Origin of the sequence: Edwardsiella anguillarum ET080813, from assembly GCF_000264765.2 — a bacterium.
GTDB classification, from domain to species: domain Bacteria; phylum Pseudomonadota; class Gammaproteobacteria; order Enterobacterales; family Enterobacteriaceae; genus Edwardsiella; species Edwardsiella anguillarum.
The window spans coordinates 2,012,283-2,031,584 of record NZ_CP006664.1 but is presented as its reverse complement, the minus strand read 5'-3'; the positions used below and the strand labels follow the sequence as shown (position 1 = coordinate 2,031,584).

Sequence of the window (19,302 nt, the reverse complement as noted above, 5' to 3'; positions counted from 1 at the left end):
CAGGTTGTTACGCGGCTTCACAGACTAAAAGCATCATCGATATGCAAAAAAAAGGTGTCGATATGAGTAATCAACCGTTAGAGAGCCAAAACGCGCGCGTATTAAAAAATTGGGATCCTGAAGACGAAAACTTTTGGAAAGCAACGGGAAACAGTATTGCAAAAAGGAACCTATGGGTCTCCGTATTCTGTCTCGTACTGGCGTTCTGTATTTGGATGGTATTCAGTTCTGTCGTTATCAAGCTTAATCACATCGGATTTAATTTTACGACCAATCAACTCTTCTGGCTGGCGGCCTTACCCTCGATCTCCGGCGCCATTCTGCGTATTCCATTCTCTTTCGTCGTCCCCATTTTTGGCGGACGCCGCTGGACCACGATCAGCACCGCGCTGCTGCTAATCCCCAGCGTTTGGCTGGGCTGCGCGATTCAGGACCCGCAGACGTCGTTCTATTCGTTTGCCTGTATCGCCATCCTGTGCGGTATCGGGGGCGGCAACTTTGCCTCGAGCATGGCGAATATCAGCTTCTTTTTCCCTAAACGCCTGCAGGGGTATGGCCTGGGGATCAACGGCGGGCTGGGCGATGGCGGGATCGGCGTCGTACAGCTGTGCGTCCCGCTGGTGATCGGCATCGGACTGTTCGGCAGCCTGGGCGGAGCACCGCAGCATGTTGATCATAATACGATGATTTGGCTACAAAATGCGGCCTTCCTCTGGGTTCCCTTTATCATTATCGCCTGCCTGCTCTCCTGGTTCATGATGAACGACATTGCGGGTATGCAGTCATCGCTCTCTTCCCAGTTCGTCATTTTGGGTAAGAAAGATACCTGGATAACCAGCCTGATTTACTTGGCCACCTTCGGTTCTTTCGTCGGTTTCTCCGCGGGATTTGCGCTGCTGACCAAGACCCAGTTTCCGGATATCGACATCATCGACTACGCGTTTGTCGGTCCGCTGCTGGGCGCTATCGCCCGTCCCATCGGCGGACGCCTCTCTGATAAATTCAGCGGCTATCGCATCACGCAGGTGGCTTTCTTCTTCATGATTATCTTTAGCCTGCTGATCGTGCCGACCCTGCCGAGCGAGCGCAGCAGCGGCTCCTTTATTCTGTTCTACATCGTCTTCATGGGGCTGTTTATCTTTACCAACCTTGGCAGCGGCTCCAGCTTCCAGCTTATTTCACAGATTTTCCACCAAAAATCCGCGCAGGAAGCGCAGCAGCAGGGGATGCAGGGTAAACATGTCGAGCAGTATGCCGATGTGATGAGCTCGGCGGCGCTCGGCTTTACCTCCGCCATCGGCGCCTTCGGCGGCTTTATCATTCCCAAAACCTTCGGCAGCGCCATTACTCTGACCCACTCCGTGCTGTTGCCGCTGGTTTGCTTCAGCGTCTTTTACCTGCTGTGCATGGGCGTCACCTGGCTGTCCTATGGAAGGCACCATTAATCGTCGGGAGAAACGGACATGAGTACCTTTCTAAAAAAGATCCGCTACTTCACCGCAGGCAAGCCCATGGCCGCCAATGCCCATGAGCTGTACCTGCAGGACAGCTCCGACTGGGAGCAGAGCTACCGCAGCCGCTGGCAGTACGATAAGGTGGTGCGATCCACCCATGGGGTGAACTGTACCGGCTCCTGCAGCTGGAAAATCTATGTCAAAAGCGGGCTGATTACCTGGGAGACACAGTATACCGACTACCCAGAAACGCCCATCGATCTGCCCAATCACGAGCCGCGCGGCTGCCCGCGCGGCGCCAGCTACTCCTGGTATATCTATAGCGCCAACCGGATTAAATACCCGCTAATGCGCAGGGCGCTGCGGGATCTGTGGCGTGAGCAGAAAGCGCAGCACCCCGACGCCGTCGACGCCTGGCAGGCCATTCTGGACAACCCCGAGCTGAGCCAGCGCTATAAGCGCGAGCGCGGTATGGGCGGCCTGGTCCGCGTCTCATGGCAAGAGGCCAACGAACTGATCGCGGCGTCCAATATCGCTACCGTCAAACGCTTTGGCCCCGATCGCGTCGCCGGATTTTCGCCGATCCCGGCTCACGCCATGCTCTCGTTCGCCTCCGGCTCCCGCTACCTGTCGCTGATCGGCGGCACCTGCCTGAGCTTCTACGACTGGTACTGCGATCTGCCGCCCTCCTCTCCGCAAACCTGGGGCGAACAGACCGACGTGCCGGAGTCCGCCGACTGGTATAACGCACAGTATTTAGTGATGTGGGGATCCAACGTGCCGCAGACCCGTACGCCGGACGCCCACTTTATGACCGAGGCGCGCTACAACGGCACCAAGGTGGTGGCCATCAGCGCCGACTATGCGGAAAACTGTAAGTTCGCCGATGAGTGGCTGGCACCGCGGGCCGGCACCGATTCCGCGCTGGCACTGGCATTGGGGCAGGTTATTCTGCAGCAGTTTTACCTACGGCAGCCCTGCGACTACTTTGTCCGCTATGCCAAACGCTTTACCGATTTTCCGATGCTGGTGATGCTAACGCCCTGCTCCGGCCAAGAGAACACCTATCAGTCCGGACGCTACCTGCGTGCCGCCGATCTGGCGGCATGGCGAGACCAGCCGTTGGCCCAGTGGAAAACGCTGGCATTCGACCAGGACTCACGGCAGATCGTCATTCCCCGCGGCTCGGCGGGATTTCGCTGGGATCAAGGGGGACAGTGGAACACCGTACAGCAGGATGCCCTCAGCGGCGCCGCGATCGATCCGCTACTGAGCCTACAGACGCTGGATGAAGGCGAACTCTGCGTCGTTCAGCCTGACTTCAGCCATGACAACGCCAACGACCGCTATACCCATGGTCAGGTGCCGGTGCACTGGATCACCACGGTCAGCGGCGAGCGCATCGCCGTCGCCACCGTCTTCGATCTGATGCTGGCCCACTACGGCCTGCGCCCGCGCACAGGGGAGAGCCCCGCAGAAGATGCCCCCTGCTCTCCGGCCTGGGCCGAGGCCATTACCGGCGTGCCGCGCCAGCAGATCATCCGTCTGGCGCAGGAGTTTGCCAACAACGCCCGCTTAACCCATGGCCGCTCGCTGATCATCGTCGGCGCTGGGATCAACCACTGGTTCCATAGCGATATGACCTATCGCAGCATCATCAACGTGCTGATGATGTGCGGAACCATCGGCGTCAACGGTGGCGGCTGGGCGCACTACGTCGGTCAGGAAAAGCTACGGCCGCTGGCCGGGTGGGCGCCGGTCGCCCTGGCGGGAGACTGGCAAAGCCCGGCGCGGCTGATGAACGGCACCTCATTCTTCTACAATCACACCAGCCAGTGGCGCTATGAAAACGTGGATGCCCATACGCTGCTGTCACCGCTGGCCGAACGTGACCGGTTCCCCCATAGCCTGATCGACTTCAACGTCATCGCCGAACGCCTGGGCTGGCTGCCCTCCTCTCCCCAGTTGGATCGTAACCCGCTCACGCTGGCCGCCGGGTCGGCGGAGGGCGATGTCAAGGCCGGAGTCGCGCAGGCGCTGAAACAGGGCTCCCTACGCATCGCCAGCGAAGATCCCGACGCGCCGGGAAACTATCCGCGCGTACTGTTTGTCTGGCGGGCCAACCTGCTCGGCTCCTCCAGTAAAGGACATGAATACTTTCTGAAACATCTGTTGGGCACCAGCCACGGCGTCATGGAGCAGGATCTGCAGCAAAAGGGGCTACCGCTGCCGCAGCAGGTCGCCTGGCGCGACAGCGTAGAGGGTAAGCTGGACCTGCTGGTGACGCTCGACTTCAGAATGTCCACCACCTGCCTCTATTCAGACGTGATCCTGCCGTCCGCCACCTGGTATGAGAAGGAAGATCTCAGCAGTACCGACATGCATCCCTACGTTCATCCCTTTACCCGCGCCATCGATCCCATGTGGGAGGCGCGCTCGGACTGGGAGATATTCAAAGGGATCGCCCGGCAGTTCTCCGCGCTGTGCGAGGGGCATCTGGGCAAAGAGCGCGACGTCATGCTCACGCCGCTGCTGCATGACTCGCCGGCAGAGCTGGGCCAGGCCTGCGGCGTCAGCGACTGGAAAAACGATCCGCAGACCTTTGTCGCCGGAAAAACCGCGCCCGCCATCGCCGTCGTGGAGCGCGACTATCCGCAGACCTATTTTAAATATACCCACCTCGGCCCGGCGCTGGCGGTCCACGGCAACGGCGGCAAGGGCGTACACTGGGACACCCGACCAGAGATCGACAGCCTGTGCGCGCGTCACGGCAGCGAGACGCTGGACGGCGTCGGCCCCTGTGCCAACATGCAGGATGCCACCCAGGCGCTGGAGACCATTCTCACTCTGGCGCCGGAAACCAACGGCCAGGTCGCCGATCGCGCCTGGCGCGATCTGGCCGCCAAAACCGGCCAGCAAGAGATAGCCGGACTGGCCGCCGACAAGAAAGGCGTGCACTACCGTTTCGCCGATATTCAGCGCCAGCCGGGACGGGTGATCGCCAGCCCGCTGTGGTCGGGTATTGACAGCGATCGGCACGCCTACACCGCCGGCAGCCTGAATATCACCCACGCCGTCCCCTGGCGCACCCTGACCGGCCGTCAGCAGGCCTATCAGGATCACGCCTGGATGCAGGCCTTCGGCGAAGGCTTCGCCTGCTATAAACCCCCGCTGGATACCCAAAGCTGCCGCAGCGTACGCGAACATACGGCCAACGGGCAGCCGGAGCTGGTGCTGAACTTTGGCACCGCCCATCAGAAATGGGGGATCCATTCCACCTATACCGACAACCAGATCATGCAGACCCTGTCGCGCGGCGGCCCGCTGATCTGGATCAGCGAGCACGATGCACAGCGCGGCGCCATCGCCGACAACGACTGGGTAGAGCTGTTTAACGGTAACGGCGCCATGGTGGCGCGTGCGGTGGTCAGCCAGCGCATTCCCGCCGGGCTGGCGCTGATGTACCACGCCCAGGAGCGTACGCTGAACATGCCCCTGTCGGAGGTCACCGGGGAACGCGGTGGGATCCACAACTCCATTACCCGGATTTGTCCCAACCCGATCCACATGATCGGCGGCTATGCCCACCTGTCATGGGGCTACAACTATTACGGCACCATCGGCTCCAACCGGGATGAGACTGTGATTATCCGCAGACTGAACCGGGTGGAGTGGGACTGAAACCGATCGGGAAGAGGGAGAAAAAAATGAAAATTCGTGCACAGGTTTCCATGGTGCTAAACCTCGATAAGTGCATCGGTTGCCACACCTGCTCGGTGGTGTGCAAAAACGTTTGGACCAGCCGTGAGGGCATTGAATACGGCTGGTTCAACAACGTAGAAACCAAGCCGGGGCGCGGCTTTCCCCGCGACTGGGAGGATCAGGATAAGTGGCACGGCGGCTGGCAGCGAGTCAACGGCCAACTGACGCCGCGCATGGGCGGCAAACTCAGCCTGCTGGCCAAAATCTTCGCCAATCCGCATATGCCGGCGATAGGGGACTACTATGAACCTTACTCCTTCGACTACGCGCATTTGCACAACGCCCCCGCCGGCGCACGCCACCAGCCGACGGCGCGCCCCTATTCGCTGCTCACCGGCAAGACGCTGGAGAAAATTGAGGGCAGCGCCAACTGGGAGGATGACCTGGGCGGCGAAGCCCGCGTCCGTCAGGGCGATCGCAATCTGGATGGGCTGGACAAGCAGCGGTATGCCCAGTTTGAACAGACCTTCATGATGTACCTGCCGCGCTTGTGCGAACACTGCCTTAACCCGGCCTGCGTCGCCTCTTGCCCCAGCGGCGCCATCTATAAACGGGCCGAAGACGGCGTGGTGCTGATCAATCAGGATCAGTGCCGCGGCTGGCGCATGTGCGTCAGCGCCTGCCCCTACAAGAAGATCTACTACAACTGGAAAAGCGGGAAATCGGAGAAGTGTATTTTCTGCTACCCGCGCATCGAGGCCGGACTGCCGACCCTGTGCTCCGAGAGCTGCGTCGGACGTATCCGCTATATCGGCGTCATGCTGTACGATGCCGAGGCGATCCCCGCCGCGGCGGCAGAGGCGGATCCGCAGGCGCTGTATGAGGCGCAGATGAAGATCTTCCTCGATCCCGGCGATCCGGACGTCATTGCGCAGGCCCGCCGCGACGGCATCAGCGATGAGATCCTGGAGCATGCCCAACGTTCGCCGGTCTACCGTCTGATTAAGGAGTGGCGCCTGGCGCTGCCGCTGCATCCGGAGTTCCGTACGCTGCCGATGGTGTGGTACGTGCCGCCCCTGTCGCCGATCCGCTTCGATGACGCCGGCCTGGCCGAACCCCACGATATCCACCTGGCGGAGCTGGCGCAGATGCGTATTCCGATCGACTATCTGGCCAACCTGCTGTGCGCCGGTAACCGTAAGCCGGTAGAGGCGGCGTTGACCCGCCTGATCGCACTGCGTCACTACCGCCGCAGCCTGCTCAGCCCACAGGCGCCGCAGTGGCTGCAGCAGGCCGATCTCAGCGCTCCGCAGGCCGAGGCCATGTACCGCCTTCTGGCGCTGGCGCCGTACCATGAACGCTTCGTGATCCCCACCGGGATGCATCGCCCGGGAGGCGATCGCGAATATATTGAGCACGGCAGCTGTGGCTTCAGCTTCAATGCGCCCCACGATACCGACGGCGCCAACCTCACCGGCTATCGCCCCGACGATCGCCTGGTGATCAACACCCATAGCAAGGAGTAAGCCATGCTGAGCCTGTTAATATTGGCCCGCCTACTGGACTACCCCGATGAGGCGCTGTGGCAGGCGCGCGGTGAGCTGGAGGCGGCGCTGCCGCAGTGTCGCGAAATGACGGCGCAGCAGCAGGGGCGCCTGCAGGCGTTTATCGCCCATTACTGGGAGGCCCCGCTGGCAACCCGTCAAAGCGATTACATCACGCAGTTCGATCACACCCGCCGCTGCGCCCTGTATCTGTGCGAACACCAGCTAGCCGAGTCCAAAAACCGCGGGCAGGCGATGGTCAATATCCTGAGCCACTATCGCCAGGCCGCGCTGGAGCCCGCGCCGCGAGAGCTGCCCGACTATCTGCCGATGGTGCTGGAGTTTGCCTACCTGCAGTCACAGCGCCAGCCTGAGGAGGGCCGGCGTATCCTGACGCAAATTGCCGGTGTGGCGGAGATTCTATACCGCCGCACCCACGACGGTATCTATAGCATACTGTTCCAGCTACTGCTGCAGCTGGCCGGCAGAGAGACCGATGGCCTGACGCCGGAGGCCGACGGTGCGCCGACGATGGCGATCGATGCGGAGTGGGATCGCGCGCACGCCCCGGCCCGCGTTGAGCTCCCCGACATGCCCCAGGGCCGTTCGGCGCCGGTTCACTACCTGGATCTTGAGCGATAAGGAGGATTGAATGTCCGCACTGTCCTATTTTTTATTCAACATCTACCCCTATATCGCCATCACGGTGCTGTTGCTGGGGTGTCTCTATCGGTTCGACTATGGTCAATACACGTGGAAAAGCGGCTCTTCGCTGCTGATGGCCAACGGGCGCTATAGCCGCTATGCGCTTAACCTGTTTCACGTCGGCATGCTGGGAGTTTTCTTCGGCCACGTGGCCGGACTGCTGACGCCACGCTCTTGGTATGATGCCTATATCTCCAGCCAGACGCATCAGATCCTGGAGCTGATCGCCGGCAGCGTCTTCGGCACCCTGCTACTGATCGGCGCGCTGATGCTCTTGGCCCGCCGCCTCTTCTGCGCCCGGGTCGCCGCCACCTCGCCGTTTTCCGACAAGCTGATCCTGATCCTGCTGACGATCCAGATCTGCCTGGGCATGCTGACGATCCCGGTCGATCTGCTGCACCCCTCCGGCGCCACGCTGCAAAACCTGATCAGCTGGAGCCAGGGGATCGTGACCTTCCGTCCCGATCCTGCCCAGTATCTGCAAGAGGTCAACTGGCTGTTCAAGGTGCATATGGTGCTGGGGCTGACCATTTTCCTGATCTTCCCCTTTACCCGTCTGGTGCATATCTGCAGCCTGCCGCTGGGCTATCTCCTACGGCGACGCCAGGTCGTTAAAACCCTGCGCTAAACGCGCTTTTCCGCCTCGACGCGGCGCCAGCCCTAAACCCGCTGACGCCGCCGTCCACGTTACTGAATAACGCCGCAGGCCATACGCGCACCGCCGCCGCCCAGCGCGTGCGGATGATCGTCATAGTTATCGCCGCCGACGTGCACCATCAGCGCATGCCCCTTCAGCTGGGCGAGCGATTTCAGACGCGGTGCCAGCACGGCATAGTTCGCCGTACCGTCCGCATTGACCACCAGTCCCGGCAGATCGCCCAGATGCCCGGCATCGCTGTAGGGCCCCATATGCTTACCGCGCTTCTCGGGATCCCAGTGACCACCGGCCATCAGGGCCGGCACCGGTTTACCCTCTTTGACACCCGGCAGGCAGCTGGCGTTTTCATGGACATGAAAACCGTGGATCCCCTGCGGGAGACCGCGCAGGCTGGGCGTAAACAGCAGGCCATAGGGCGTTTCGCTGACCGTCACCTCACCGATCGTCGGTCCCGCCCCCTGCGGCCCCGCTTCATACAGCGTTATCGACTCAGAGGCGCTGTAGGCAGCCCCGCTCATCAACGCGGTGGCCAGTACCAATATTTTCATTTTTTTCATATCGTTATCTCCATATTGTTTCTTGTAATCTCTGCACTCCATTTTCATGCTAACAAAAAAAAACCGTTTACTAACAAAAAAAAGGCCGTATTGACGTAAGGGTGACAAAAGTCACTCTGCCCGCACCCACCCCCACGCGCCACCGCTCGGTGTGACGCGATGAAATGACAGATAAAAAAGAGCCGCGCCGTTATTTTTTCGACTCAGCGCAAAGAATACTCCGAATATGCGTTGCTTTGCTCGGCACGTGCCCATACCGCCGTCCTGTGCTATCAGCGCGAGAAAAAATGGAATAGGTACCCACCCGGCGAGGCGCAATAAATTATTTTTCTATACCAGCTCAAAACAAAAAGAAATAAGTATTGGACAAAGCAAAAATAGACGTATAGCTACCCATGCTTACCGACGACAATAGACCTGCCGCACAAAGCGTAGCTATCCCATCAACAAACCGTGCGTCCGCCAAGGTCAGCACCAGCCCTCTTCGCGGGGATGCTGGAGCGCTCTGCCGCTGTGTTCTTGACGCCGCACCGGCAGAGGAAATAACAGAAATACGCCCCGTTATGTCCAAAAATAAACGCCGGCCTGGCGATAAGATGGGCTAATTCAGCTTTATAAGTTATATCGGAGTTTATTTTAATTCTCTAAAAAGCTAACCGGATCATATTTCTATGTCTCGCCAACACACTCTTCAGGATAAATAGTGAGCGCTCGTAAACCGTTTTTGTCGCATTCATCCCCGCTCGTCGCTTGTTATTTTCAACGAATGGAAAACATTCGATACAATTTTATTTTTCCCGTTGATTTTATTCATATTAAATAAATTCAAATTTTCTTCATTGCTGGCTATCATTATGCCGCGTGTTCTTTTTTTGTGACACAGGTCACCCGATAGGTCCTCTGTCACGCGATAGTTGATAATCAGGAATCCATCATGAAAGCATTCACTAAACTGGCCCTGTTCGTAGGTCTGGTCTCTGGCGCAACTCTGGTCAACGCCGCCGGCATCAACAACACCGGTTACTATGCCGGTGCCAAAATGGGTATCAGCGCCGAGCATCTGTTCGATCAGAAAGATGTTAACGGCAACGGCATGAGCAACGATAACAAAGGCGTCGGTAACGCCGGCCTGGTTTTCGGCTATAACTTCGAAAACCAGTTCAGCCTGCCGGTTCGCGCCGAGCTGGACTACACCTTCCGCGCTAACGCCACCTCCAGCCATACCAACGATGCCGCAGAGACCAACGACAGCCGTCTGGGTCTGCAGACGCTGATGGTTAACGGTTACTATGACATCAAAACCGGTACACCTTTCACCCCGTACGTCGGCGCCGGCATCGGTTATGCTAACGTCAGCCTGAAAAACGACATGAACGGCGACAACGTACAGAGCAACAGCAACAACTTTGCCTGGAGCGTCGGCACCGGTGTGATCTACAACGTTAACGAACGTCTGGATCTGGATCTGGGCTACAAATACCTGGACGCAGGCAAAGCCAGCGCCGGTAACTCCCAGGCCAAAGTGACCACCCATGACGTTACGCTGGGTGTGAACTACTACTTCTAAGTGGTTCGGTGACGAAAACCAACGGCTCCCTATGGGAGCCGTTTTGCTATTCGGCCGCGACGCCGCGCTCGGCCATCATTTCCCGCAGCCGCCGAAACACCGGCGCCACACGCAGACCGTTGTGATCGTACTCGCTGGTGATCCAGGTCTGGAGATTACCGATCTGCGCCGCGCTCTCCAGCGACAGGTCGGCGTCGACATACATGTCGTGGTAATACACCGCCGCCATCACCGGTATGTCGTTGTCGCGCAGACGCACGGTATCGTAAAGCACCGGCCACGTCTCACGCCGGGCCAACAGCTCCGCCGCCGCGCGAAACGGACGCAGTGACTGCATCTGATCAAACATCCACGGGTAGATCATCTCACCGGTCAGCAGGGGCGAACTCCGCTCCAAAGAGAACGCCGGCAGGCCATCGCGCACCCGCTGAGCGGCCCAGCGGGTCGCACCGCTGGCGTCATCGGCATAGATACTCTCATGCAGCACCGCATACAGCGGATTGTCGGCAAAACCGCTGCGCTGCATCACCTGGTTCAGGAAGGTATCGCTCAGCTCGCCCTCCGGGTTGAAGGCCTCATCCAGCAGCCACAGCAGGCGTTCATAGCCCTCGCTCATGCCCATATCCAGCCCCAGCGTCAGCAGACGCTCTACGCTGAGCAGATCGCCGTCGGGAAGGTATACCGCCTGTTCGCGCAGCAGGGCGACGATACGATCGAGCTGCTCGCGCGCCTGCGGGTAACGGGTGAAAAAGTGCTGATTGCGCTGTGCCACCCGGCGATAGGTCGCTTCATACAGCTGGGTGGCATCCGGCGCTATCGCCGGCAGGCCGCCGGTGATATAGCAGGCATGCAACCCCTGCGGCGCCTGGGATAGGTAGGTCAGCGTAATAAAACCGCCGTAGCTTTGGCCCAGCGTCGTCCAGCGCCGTCCGCCAAAGTGGCGCAGCCGCAGATGCTCCGCATCGCGCACCATAGCATCGGCGCGGAAGTGGCTCAGGTAGTCCGCCGCCTGCTGCGGGGTCATATCGCGCAGGACGCTGGCCTCAATCCGGCTGCTGTTGCCGGTGCCGCGCTGATCCATCAGGATCACCCGATAATCGCGCAGCGCCTCCGCCAGCCAGCCGCTGCAGGAGGTCGGCCGCGGGCATTTCCCGCCGGGGCCTCCCTGCAGGAACAGCAGACAGGGCATCTCATCCGCCTCGCGGCCCGGAGCGCACAGCTCACGGGCAAACAGCGTCAGCCGACGCCCATCGCTGGGGTCGCGCCAGTTCAAAGGCACCTCAGTGCGGAACTCCCGCACCGCCATCCCCGGTACTAAAAACGCTCGTTCAATCATCTGTCGACACTCCTTGGCATGCAGACCACCCTCCCTACGGGCATCAGTCTGTCCAGACTCACAGTTCCGCGATGCGCAGTCCGCCGCTGCGGTAGCGGCTGGCCTGATCGCTGGGGGTATTGCCAAAAAACCGTTTGTATTCACGGCTAAACTGCGACGGGCTCTCATAACCGACCCGGCTCGCCGCCGTGCTGGCCTTCAGCCCATCGTGCAAGATCATCATGCGCGCCTTGTGTAGCCGATACGATTTAATGTACTGCAGCGGCGAGGTCGCCGTCACTGCCTTAAAGTTGTGGTGAAACGACGAGATGCTCATATTGACCGACTGCGCCAGCCTGTCGACGTTCAGACTGCTGGCGTAGTTCTGCTCAATCAGACGCAGCGCCTTGGCAATCTGACTAAAGTGGCTATGACGGCTGGCCAGCGCCAGCAGGGCGTCGCCGCCCGCCCCGCACAGGGCATGGAACAGCATCTCACGCACGATCTGCGGGCCGAGCACCCGGGCATGCAGGGGATCCTCCATCACCTCCACCAGGCGTTCGCAGGCGCACAGCATGGCATCGTCCAGCGCAACCGAGCGTACCCCCTCAGCGTGCGGGCGCACCGCCGTACGCATCCCATCGCCGATATCCATCAGCAGATCCTGCAGCATCTGCACGTCAACCCGCAGCGCCAGGCCGATCAACGGCTCCTGCGGCGAGGCAAAGGTCTCACATTCGCAGGGCAACGGCAGCGTCATCAGCAAATAATTGCTCGGATCATAGTGAAACACCCGCTCTCCCAGATACCCGACTTTGCGCCCCTGCAATATAATGATCAGACTGGGTTGGTACATGACCGGCGTGCGGGGTTGATGTGCGTTGACATAGATGAGGTTAACATGCTCGACCGGCGAGGGCTTGACCCCCGGCTGTTGATGCAGGCGCTGAACCTGTGCGGCCAACTGTTTCCATCTATCGTCGATAACCATGTAGCGGTCTCCATCCAACCAACTTAATTGGCAATTAATCTGCCTGTTTGACATGTTTTTCTACATTTTTTTGTAGGAATAGGCAAACAACCTACAGAAATGTGCATTGAGCCGATGACGCAATGCGCCCACAATAGCACTCAAATTTCATACCGGCGCTGACGCCGGACATATTCATGCTTTTTAGGTATATGAGTGAGGGTTGCATCATGGAAAACTTTGTTCTTCACACCCCGACCAAAATTCTGTTTGGCCGAGATCAGATTGCCAACCTGCGCGATGAGATCCCGCCACAGGCGCGCGTCCTGATCACCTACGGCGGCGGCAGCATTAAACGCAACGGCGTACTGGATCAGGTACACGCCGCCCTACACGGCCGTCATGTTTTTGAGTTTGGCGGTATTGAGCCGAATCCCCACTATGAAACCCTGATGCAGGCGGTGGAGATAGTGCATAACGAGAAGATCGACTACCTGCTCGCCGTCGGCGGCGGCTCGGTCATTGACGGAACCAAGTTTATCGCCGCCGCCGCAGACTACGTCGGCGATCCCTGGCATATCATGGAAACCGTCGGCAGCGACGTCACCCGTGCCATTCCGATGGGGGTGGTTCTCACCCTGCCGGCCACCGGCTCTGAAATGAATATGGGAGCCGTGATCACCCGCAGCGCAACCGGTGATAAGCTGCACTTTATGTCCCCCTTTGTCATGCCACGCTTTGCCGTGCTGGATCCACAAGTCACCTACACCCTGCCGCCGCGTCAGATCGCCAACGGGGTCGTGGATGCCTTTGTACACATCGTGGAACAGTATCTGACCTATCCGGTCGATGCCCGCGTGCAGGATCGCTTCGCGGAAGGGCTGCTGCAGACCCTGATCGAAGAGGGTCCGCGAGCGCTGCAGGAGCCGGAAAACTATGGGGTGCGCGCCAATATCATGTGGTGTGCCACCATGGCGCTCAACGGGCTGATCGGCGCCGGGGTTCCGCAGGATTGGTCTACCCATATGCTTGGCCATGAGCTGACTGCCATGCACGGGCTGGATCATGCCCAGACCCTGGCCATCGTGCTGCCCAACGTGCTGCAGCTGAAGCGTGATAAAAAACACGCCAAGCTGCTGCAGTACGCCGAGCGGGTCTGGAATATCCACAGCGGCAGCGACGAGCAGCGCATTGACGCCGCCATCGCCGCGACGCGAGCCTTCTTTGAGCAGATGGGGGTAAAAACTCGCCTGAGCGACTACGGCCTGGACGGCAGCACCATTCCGGCGCTGCTCGATAAGCTGCAGGAGCACCGTATGACCGCCCTGGGCGAGCACGGCGACATCACGCTGGAGCAGAGCCGCCAGATCTATCAGGCGGCCCGCTGATCCTGGCCGCGAAAAACAGCGCGGGCCGGCATTTGCCGGCCCGCGCTATCGATGGTGCGTCAACGGTGCGCTACGCCTCTTCACCGATATATTCCATCGCAACGCGTGAGGTTAGCTTGGTGATCAGCTCATAGGCGCTGATACCGGTACAGGCGGCCACTTTTTCAACCGGCAGCCCTGGTCCCCACATGATCACGTTATCACCCACGCGATCCGCCGCCTGCGGCCCCAGATCGACCGAGATCATATCCATAGAGACCCGCCCCACAATCGGCACCTCTCGACCATTGATCAGCACCGGCGTGCCCGACGGTGCGCTGCGCGGATAGCCGTCGCCATAGCCGATCGCCACCACCCCGAGACGAGTATCACGTTGCGCCACCCAGGCGCCGCCGTAGCCCACCGGTTCGCCGACCTTATGCTCGCGCACCGCGATCAGGCTAGACTGCAGGGTCATCGCCGGCTGCAGTCCGTAGTGATCGGCCGCCAGCGACAAATCCGCCTGCGGCGAGACGCCGTACATAATAATCCCCGGCCGTACCATGTCACGGTGCGACTGCGGCCACAGCAGGATCCCGCCCGAGGCAGCGATAGACTGCTCGCCCGCTTTCCCCTGCACAAAGTCGTCGAAACAGGCCAGCTGCTGCTCGGTACGCCCGCTCTCTGGCTCATCGGCCCGGCTGAAGTGGCTCATAAAGTTTACCGGCTGAGCCACGTTAGGGCAGACGCACAGACGGCGATAAAACGCCTCGGCCTGCTCCGGGCGCACCCCAAGGCGATGCATGCCGGTGTCCAGCTTCATCCATACCTTAATCGGGCGCTCCAGACAGGCATTCTCCAACGCCTGCAGCTGTTCTTCGCTGTGTACCGCCGTTTCGATGTTATTGGCCACCAGCACCGGCAGATCGCTGGCGGAGAAAAAGCCCTCCAGCAGCAGGATCGGTTTAACGATCCCGCCGGAGCGCAGCATCAGCGCTTCGCCGATGCGCGCCACGCCGTAGCAATCGGCCTGGTTGAGGATTTTGGCGGTCTCCAGCAGGCCGTGCCCGTAGGCGTTGGCCTTCACCACGGCGATAAGGCGACTGTGCGGCGCAAACTTACGGATCTGCTGAAAGTTATGTCGCAGAGCGCGGCGATCAATGATGGCGGTTGCCGCTTTCATGTTGCTTCCTTGGTTCCATTAATGAGCTTGGTTGGATATCGGGTCGGGCGCGCGGCGCCCGGCTCATGAAATTGTCCCACAGGCAGAGACGCGATCCGCATCGGGCGCTTAATCTTCATCGTTATAGGCCGGGCCCGCGTAGTTATCAAAGCGCGACCACTGGCCGTTAAAGGTCAGGCGCACCGTCCCGATGGGGCCGTTACGCTGCTTGCCAAGGATGATCTCGGCGATGCCCTTCAGATCGCTGTTTTCGTGATAGACCTCATCACGATAGATGAACATGATCAGGTCGGCGTCCTGTTCGATCGAGCCGGACTCGCGCAGGTCAGAGTTGACCGGGCGCTTATCGGCGCGCTGCTCCAATGAACGGTTCAGCTGCGACAGAGCCACCACCGGCACCTGCAGTTCTTTGGCCAACGCCTTGAGCGAACGGGAGATCTCGGCGATCTCCAGCGTGCGGTTATCCGACAACGACGGCACCCGCATCAGCTGCAGGTAGTCGATCATGATCAGGCTTAAGCCATCATGTTCGCGGAAGATGCGCCGCGCACGCGAACGTACCTCCGTCGGGGTCAGGCCAGAGGAGTCGTCAATATACATATTGCGCTTCTCCAGCAGCAGCCCCATGGTGCTGGAGATCCGCGCCCAGTCCTCATCGTCCAGCTGTCCGGTACGGATACGGGTCTGATCGACGCGGGAGAGCGACGCCAGCATACGCATCATAATCTGTTCACCGGGCATCTCCAGGCTGAAGATCAGCACCGGCTTTTCCTGGGTCATCGCCGCATTTTCACACAGGTTCATCGCGAAGGTGGTCTTACCCATCGACGGGCGCGCCGCCACGATGATTAAATCAGACTTCTGCAGCCCGGCGGTCTTTTTGTCCAGATCCTGATAGCCGGTCGATACCCCTGTCACCCCGTCGTGGGGCCGCTGGTACAGCTGCTCAATGCGCGACACCGTATCTTCCAGGATCCGGTCGATGCTCTTCGGCCCCTCATCTTTGCTGGCGCGGTTTTCTGCGATCTGAAACACTCGGGACTCCGCCAGATCCAGCAGGTCTTCGCTGCTGCGCCCCTGCGGATCGTAGCCGGCGTCGGCGATCTCATTGGCGACCGCGATCATCTCCCGCACCACCGCGCGCTCACGTACGATATCAGCGTAGGCGTTAATGTTGGCGGCACTGGGGGTATTCTTGGACAACTCGGCCAGATAGGCGAAGCCGCCGACGTTATCCAGGTGTCCCTGCTGCTCCAACGACTCCGATAGGGTGATCAGATCGATTGGGCGACCCTGCTCCAGCAGGCGCTGCATCTCGCCGAAGATCAGACGATGGGGGCGACTGTAAAAGTCATTGGAGACCACCCGTTCAGCCACATGATCCCAGCGTTCGTTATCCAGCATCAGACCGCCGAGAACGGACTGTTCAGCCTCCAGAGAGTGCGGGGGCAGCTTAAGCCCCTCCATCTGGCGATCGCGGGGTGCCTCGCGGGATTTACTGCCGGGATTGTTTCCTGCCATAGTGGAAATGCTTTACCTGTTGTGAGCCTGTGACGCGCGACAGTATAACCAATGCCGGCGCCCGGCGCATGGATAAGTCATAGGCGTTCACGGTAAGCGGGGGGAAAGGCGCGCGGCCCTCTCCATGCGTGCCGCAGCGCCGCGGCAGCACGGGGGAGCGCCTCGCCTAATAGCGGTGCGGCTGGGGTTTTCGCAGCGCGCGGTACAGCCAGACCACCACGATCGCCAAGGCCAGCCACGGCAGCAGCTTGATGACCAGCACAAACAGCCCGCCAAATACCAACAGCAGCGCCGCGACGGCCAGCGCGGCGATCACCCCCAGCAGCGATATGCCGGTCAGCAGCAGCGCCATAAAAAAAGCCAAGACAAACATCACTTCCAGCATCGACTTCTCTCCATTCCGTCACGACGACGGTCTCTCCGAGAATATCCAAAATCCATGCCAATGTTTAAAACAACGCTAACCCATTGATTCAATAAAAATGCCAGCGACACTGCGCTGGCAGAGGGGGATAGAGTGTAATGAAAATAACCAACTGTTGGTCAAATTACTCAGCGCGGCGCTCCACGAAGCGCAGCGCCTGCTCCACGACGTCAACACCGGCGCCCGGGCGATGGGCGTTCTCACTCAGGTGGCGGCGCCACTGGCGCGCGCCGGGGATCCCCTGAAAGAGCCCCAGAATATGGCGTGTGATATGGCCCAGGTAGGTCCCCTGCGCCAGCTCCCGCTCGATATAGGGGTAGAGCGCCCGCACCACCGCCACGCTGCGCGGCACTGCCGCGTCGGTATCGAACAGCTGGCGATCGACCAGGGCCAGGATGCCCGGATTATGGTAGGCCTCGCGCCCCATCATTACCCCGTCGACATGCTGTAGATGCGTCTGTGCCTCATCCAGACACTTTACGCCGCCGTTAAGGGCGATAGTCAACTGCGGAAAATCCTGCTTGAGGCGATACACCCGCGGATAGTCCAGCGGCGGCACCTCACGATTCTCCTTGGGACTCAGCCCCGACAGCCACGCCTTGCGCGCATGGACGATAAAGGTGTCACACTCCCCCTGTCCGGCAACGGTACCGATAAAGTCGCACAGAAACGGGTAGCTATCCTGCTCATCGATACCGATGCGGGTCTTCACGGTCACCGGGATTGAAACGACATCGCGCATCGCCTTCACACAGTCGGCCACCAGCTGCGCCTCACCCATCAGGCAGGCGCCAAAGCGGCCGTTTTGCACCCGATCCGACGGACAGCCCACGTTCAGGTTGATCTCATCGTAGCCGCGCGCTTCGGCAAGCCGGGCGCAGTGGGCCAGATCGATCGGGTTGCTGCCGCCCAGCTGCAGCGCCAGCGGGTGCTCCTCTTCGCTGTAGGCCAGATAGTCACCCTTACCGTGGATAATCGCGCCGGTGGTCACCATTTCGGTATACAGCAGGGCTTGACGGCTCAGCAAGCGGTGAAAATAGCGGCAATGGCGATCGGTCCAATCCAGCATCGGGGCGATGGAGAACCGCTGTGAGGGAAATGCGCCCGCCTGATCCCGCCCGCGGGCACCCGTCGCTTGTTCAATATGTGCTGCCTGAGTCATTGCTTGTTCGCCGTATCCCATATGATAGATGTGCCTCATTTACCCACCGGCGCGCCGGGTAGCGCGCGGGGCGGCGATTCTAGCATACCAGCCCTGCGTGCAAAAAGCGCACATCGGGCCCGCGCCCCTGCGCCACACCCTACTCCATCTCACACGGCCCCGACCGCACGCCCGAAGAGAGGAAAATGTGGCTGATAAAATCGGGCCGGTTATGGTCCAGCCCCAGCTTATTTCCTAGCATCCGCTTGCAGTGTACCACCGCCTGCTCATGGATCCCCAGTAGGCGAGCGGTCATGGCCGTACTGTTATGGAAAGAGAGACTGACCAGCACCGCGGCTTCGCGCAGGGTCACCCCGCGCTGATAGAGCGTCATCAGGCCAAAGGCATTTAGCCGAGCGTACACCGTCTCGCCCGCGCCCCAGCAAGCGTCCGGCGCGCCACGCGAATAGGGCAGAAAATAGAGATCCAACGGATGAAACGTCCGCCGCTGAATATGGTGGTAAAACGCGTCATAGCTCAGCGCGTGAGCACCGTTAAAAAAACGGGCAATCAGCTGAGTCAGGTAGCTCTCCCGCCGATTAATGATGATCACCGGAATCAGACTATGACGGCGCACCCTCTCCACGGTCTGCAGCAAATGATTACGCTGCCGATCCGTGACCAGCAGGCTGCCGGTTCGATGCAGCGCGCTGAGTGTGCGGGGCGAAAACGGAACCGCGTCCGGCAGCGAAATAATGGTGAACTGCCGCCGGTACAGCGCCACTATCGCCTGACGCAGCGGCCAGTGTTCGATCGCTAAAATAAGATCCATGTCTACTTTACCCTTCCCTGAGTCCGATATCGCGCGCGCTCAGTTTTACGCAGTGTCACTGCGACGGCGTTGATATAAAAGTTTTTTTTATAAAAACGCGGCATGATATATTTTTTGTTGTTTATGTTTTTTATTTCTACGGTCCGGAGAATTATTATTACTTTTAAATATTAATTGCTTTTATTATCTCAGCTAGAGATATATCACCAGTGTAATTACCGAATGGACGCGTCCGCGTCGCTGCCCGATCCATCGCCAACGGTGAGCGGCGCAGGGCTAAATTACCCGCTCCGTACGTCAGCGTCTGCCGTCGATATGTATTTCAGATGATAAAACAACAAGGTTTAAACAACGGAGCAACG

Annotated in this window: 15 protein-coding genes; 7 read left to right on the top strand and 8 right to left on the bottom strand. The window is 59.7% G+C overall.

Annotated features, from left to right (window positions below; all coding sequences use genetic code 11):
- The first annotated feature begins 62 nt into the window (after positions 1-62).
- Genes ETEE_RS09085 through narI form a run of 5 tightly spaced genes read left to right on the top strand, consistent with a single transcriptional unit; the run spans position 63 to position 8,033 of the window.
- A complete protein-coding gene (locus tag ETEE_RS09085; protein WP_034162993.1) occupies positions 63-1,445 on the top strand; it encodes a NarK family nitrate/nitrite MFS transporter in 1,383 nt (460 codons plus the stop codon).
- An 18-nt stretch (positions 1,446-1,463) separates the two neighbouring features.
- A complete protein-coding gene (locus tag ETEE_RS09080) occupies positions 1,464-5,135 on the top strand; it encodes a nitrate reductase subunit alpha (protein WP_034162994.1) in 3,672 nt (1,223 codons plus the stop codon).
- Between the two features lie 26 nt (positions 5,136-5,161).
- On the top strand, positions 5,162-6,682 hold the full coding sequence (gene narH / locus ETEE_RS09075; RefSeq protein ID WP_034162995.1) for a nitrate reductase subunit beta: 1,521 nt from the start codon (positions 5,162-5,164) through the stop codon (positions 6,680-6,682).
- A gap of 3 nt (positions 6,683-6,685) precedes the next feature.
- The gene (gene narJ, locus ETEE_RS09070) at positions 6,686-7,342 is read left to right on the top strand and encodes a nitrate reductase molybdenum cofactor assembly chaperone (RefSeq protein ID WP_034162997.1); all 657 of its coding nucleotides are present in this window, start codon (positions 6,686-6,688) and stop codon (positions 7,340-7,342) included.
- Between the two features lie 10 nt (positions 7,343-7,352).
- The gene (gene narI / locus ETEE_RS09065) at positions 7,353-8,033 is read left to right on the top strand and encodes a respiratory nitrate reductase subunit gamma (RefSeq protein WP_034162999.1); all 681 of its coding nucleotides are present in this window, start codon (positions 7,353-7,355) and stop codon (positions 8,031-8,033) included.
- Between the two features lie 59 nt (positions 8,034-8,092).
- On the opposite strand, the gene sodC is transcribed toward narI, so the two are convergent.
- Positions 8,093-8,620 (bottom strand): superoxide dismutase family protein, encoded by a 528-nt coding sequence (sodC, locus tag ETEE_RS09060; RefSeq protein ID WP_034163000.1) that lies wholly within the window; start codon positions 8,618-8,620, stop codon positions 8,093-8,095.
- A 934-nt stretch (positions 8,621-9,554) separates the two neighbouring features.
- Here sodC and ETEE_RS09055 point away from each other — a divergent pair.
- Positions 9,555-10,187: an outer membrane protein gene (locus ETEE_RS09055; RefSeq protein WP_034163002.1), complete on the top strand. Its 633-nt coding sequence runs from the start codon at positions 9,555-9,557 to the stop codon at positions 10,185-10,187.
- Positions 10,188-10,233: 46 nt separating this feature from the next.
- On the opposite strand, the gene ETEE_RS09050 is transcribed toward ETEE_RS09055, so the two are convergent.
- Complete coding sequence (locus tag ETEE_RS09050) at positions 10,234-11,523, bottom strand: alpha/beta fold hydrolase (protein ID WP_034163004.1); 1,290 nt, start codon at positions 11,521-11,523, stop codon at positions 10,234-10,236.
- 58 nt (positions 11,524-11,581) lie between these two features.
- Positions 11,582-12,493 (bottom strand): AraC family transcriptional regulator, encoded by a 912-nt coding sequence (locus ETEE_RS09045; RefSeq protein ID WP_034163005.1) that lies wholly within the window; start codon positions 12,491-12,493, stop codon positions 11,582-11,584.
- Positions 12,494-12,702: 209 nt separating this feature from the next.
- Between ETEE_RS09045 and yqhD the strand changes: the two genes are divergently transcribed.
- Positions 12,703-13,860 (top strand): alcohol dehydrogenase, encoded by a 1,158-nt coding sequence (gene yqhD, locus ETEE_RS09040; RefSeq protein ID WP_034163006.1) that lies wholly within the window; start codon positions 12,703-12,705, stop codon positions 13,858-13,860.
- A gap of 70 nt (positions 13,861-13,930) precedes the next feature.
- On the opposite strand, the gene alr is transcribed toward yqhD, so the two are convergent.
- The 5 genes from alr to ETEE_RS09015 form a co-directional block, all read right to left on the bottom strand.
- The gene (alr, locus tag ETEE_RS09035) at positions 13,931-15,022 is read right to left on the bottom strand and encodes an alanine racemase (protein WP_034163008.1); all 1,092 of its coding nucleotides are present in this window, start codon (positions 15,020-15,022) and stop codon (positions 13,931-13,933) included.
- A 108-nt stretch (positions 15,023-15,130) separates the two neighbouring features.
- Positions 15,131-16,543, bottom strand: coding sequence for a replicative DNA helicase (dnaB, locus tag ETEE_RS09030; RefSeq protein WP_034163009.1), 1,413 nt, complete (start codon positions 16,541-16,543; stop codon positions 15,131-15,133).
- Positions 16,544-16,709: 166 nt separating this feature from the next.
- Complete coding sequence (gene pspG / locus ETEE_RS09025; RefSeq protein ID WP_034163010.1) at positions 16,710-16,928, bottom strand: envelope stress response protein PspG; 219 nt, start codon at positions 16,926-16,928, stop codon at positions 16,710-16,712.
- 163 nt (positions 16,929-17,091) lie between these two features.
- Complete coding sequence (gene dusA / locus ETEE_RS09020) at positions 17,092-18,129, bottom strand: tRNA dihydrouridine(20/20a) synthase DusA (protein WP_049703646.1); 1,038 nt, start codon at positions 18,127-18,129, stop codon at positions 17,092-17,094.
- Positions 18,130-18,268: 139 nt separating this feature from the next.
- Positions 18,269-18,940 carry a hypothetical protein gene (locus tag ETEE_RS09015; RefSeq protein ID WP_034163013.1) on the bottom strand — a complete coding sequence of 224 codons (672 nt, stop codon included), beginning with the start codon at positions 18,938-18,940 and terminating at the stop codon, positions 18,269-18,271.
- Between the last annotated feature and the right edge of the window lie 362 nt (positions 18,941-19,302).

Excerpts from the sequence above, each read along its gene's own strand:
- ETEE_RS09080 (WP_034162994.1), top strand. The coding sequence starts at position 1,464 with ATGAGTACCTTTCTAAAAAAGATCCGCTACTTCACCGCAGGCAAGCCC.
- pspG (WP_034163010.1), bottom strand. The coding sequence starts at position 16,928 with ATGCTGGAAGTGATGTTTGTCTTGGCTTTTTTTATGGCGCTGCTGCTG.
- ETEE_RS09085 (WP_034162993.1), top strand. The coding sequence starts at position 63 with ATGAGTAATCAACCGTTAGAGAGCCAAAACGCGCGCGTATTAAAAAAT.
- dusA (WP_049703646.1), bottom strand. The coding sequence starts at position 18,129 with ATGACTCAGGCAGCACATATTGAACAAGCGACGGGTGCCCGCGGGCGG.
- narI (WP_034162999.1), top strand. The coding sequence starts at position 7,353 with ATGTCCGCACTGTCCTATTTTTTATTCAACATCTACCCCTATATCGCC.
- ETEE_RS09050 (WP_034163004.1), bottom strand. The coding sequence starts at position 11,523 with ATGATTGAACGAGCGTTTTTAGTACCGGGGATGGCGGTGCGGGAGTTC.
- narJ (WP_034162997.1), top strand. The coding sequence starts at position 6,686 with ATGCTGAGCCTGTTAATATTGGCCCGCCTACTGGACTACCCCGATGAG.
- ETEE_RS09055 (WP_034163002.1), top strand. The coding sequence starts at position 9,555 with ATGAAAGCATTCACTAAACTGGCCCTGTTCGTAGGTCTGGTCTCTGGC.
- narH (WP_034162995.1), top strand. The coding sequence starts at position 5,162 with ATGAAAATTCGTGCACAGGTTTCCATGGTGCTAAACCTCGATAAGTGC.
- sodC (WP_034163000.1), bottom strand. The coding sequence starts at position 8,620 with ATGAAAAAAATGAAAATATTGGTACTGGCCACCGCGTTGATGAGCGGG.
- alr (WP_034163008.1), bottom strand. The coding sequence starts at position 15,022 with ATGAAAGCGGCAACCGCCATCATTGATCGCCGCGCTCTGCGACATAAC.
- yqhD (WP_034163006.1), top strand. The coding sequence starts at position 12,703 with ATGGAAAACTTTGTTCTTCACACCCCGACCAAAATTCTGTTTGGCCGA.
- dnaB (WP_034163009.1), bottom strand. The coding sequence starts at position 16,543 with ATGGCAGGAAACAATCCCGGCAGTAAATCCCGCGAGGCACCCCGCGAT.
- ETEE_RS09015 (WP_034163013.1), bottom strand. The coding sequence starts at position 18,940 with ATGGATCTTATTTTAGCGATCGAACACTGGCCGCTGCGTCAGGCGATA.
- ETEE_RS09045 (WP_034163005.1), bottom strand. The coding sequence starts at position 12,493 with ATGGTTATCGACGATAGATGGAAACAGTTGGCCGCACAGGTTCAGCGC.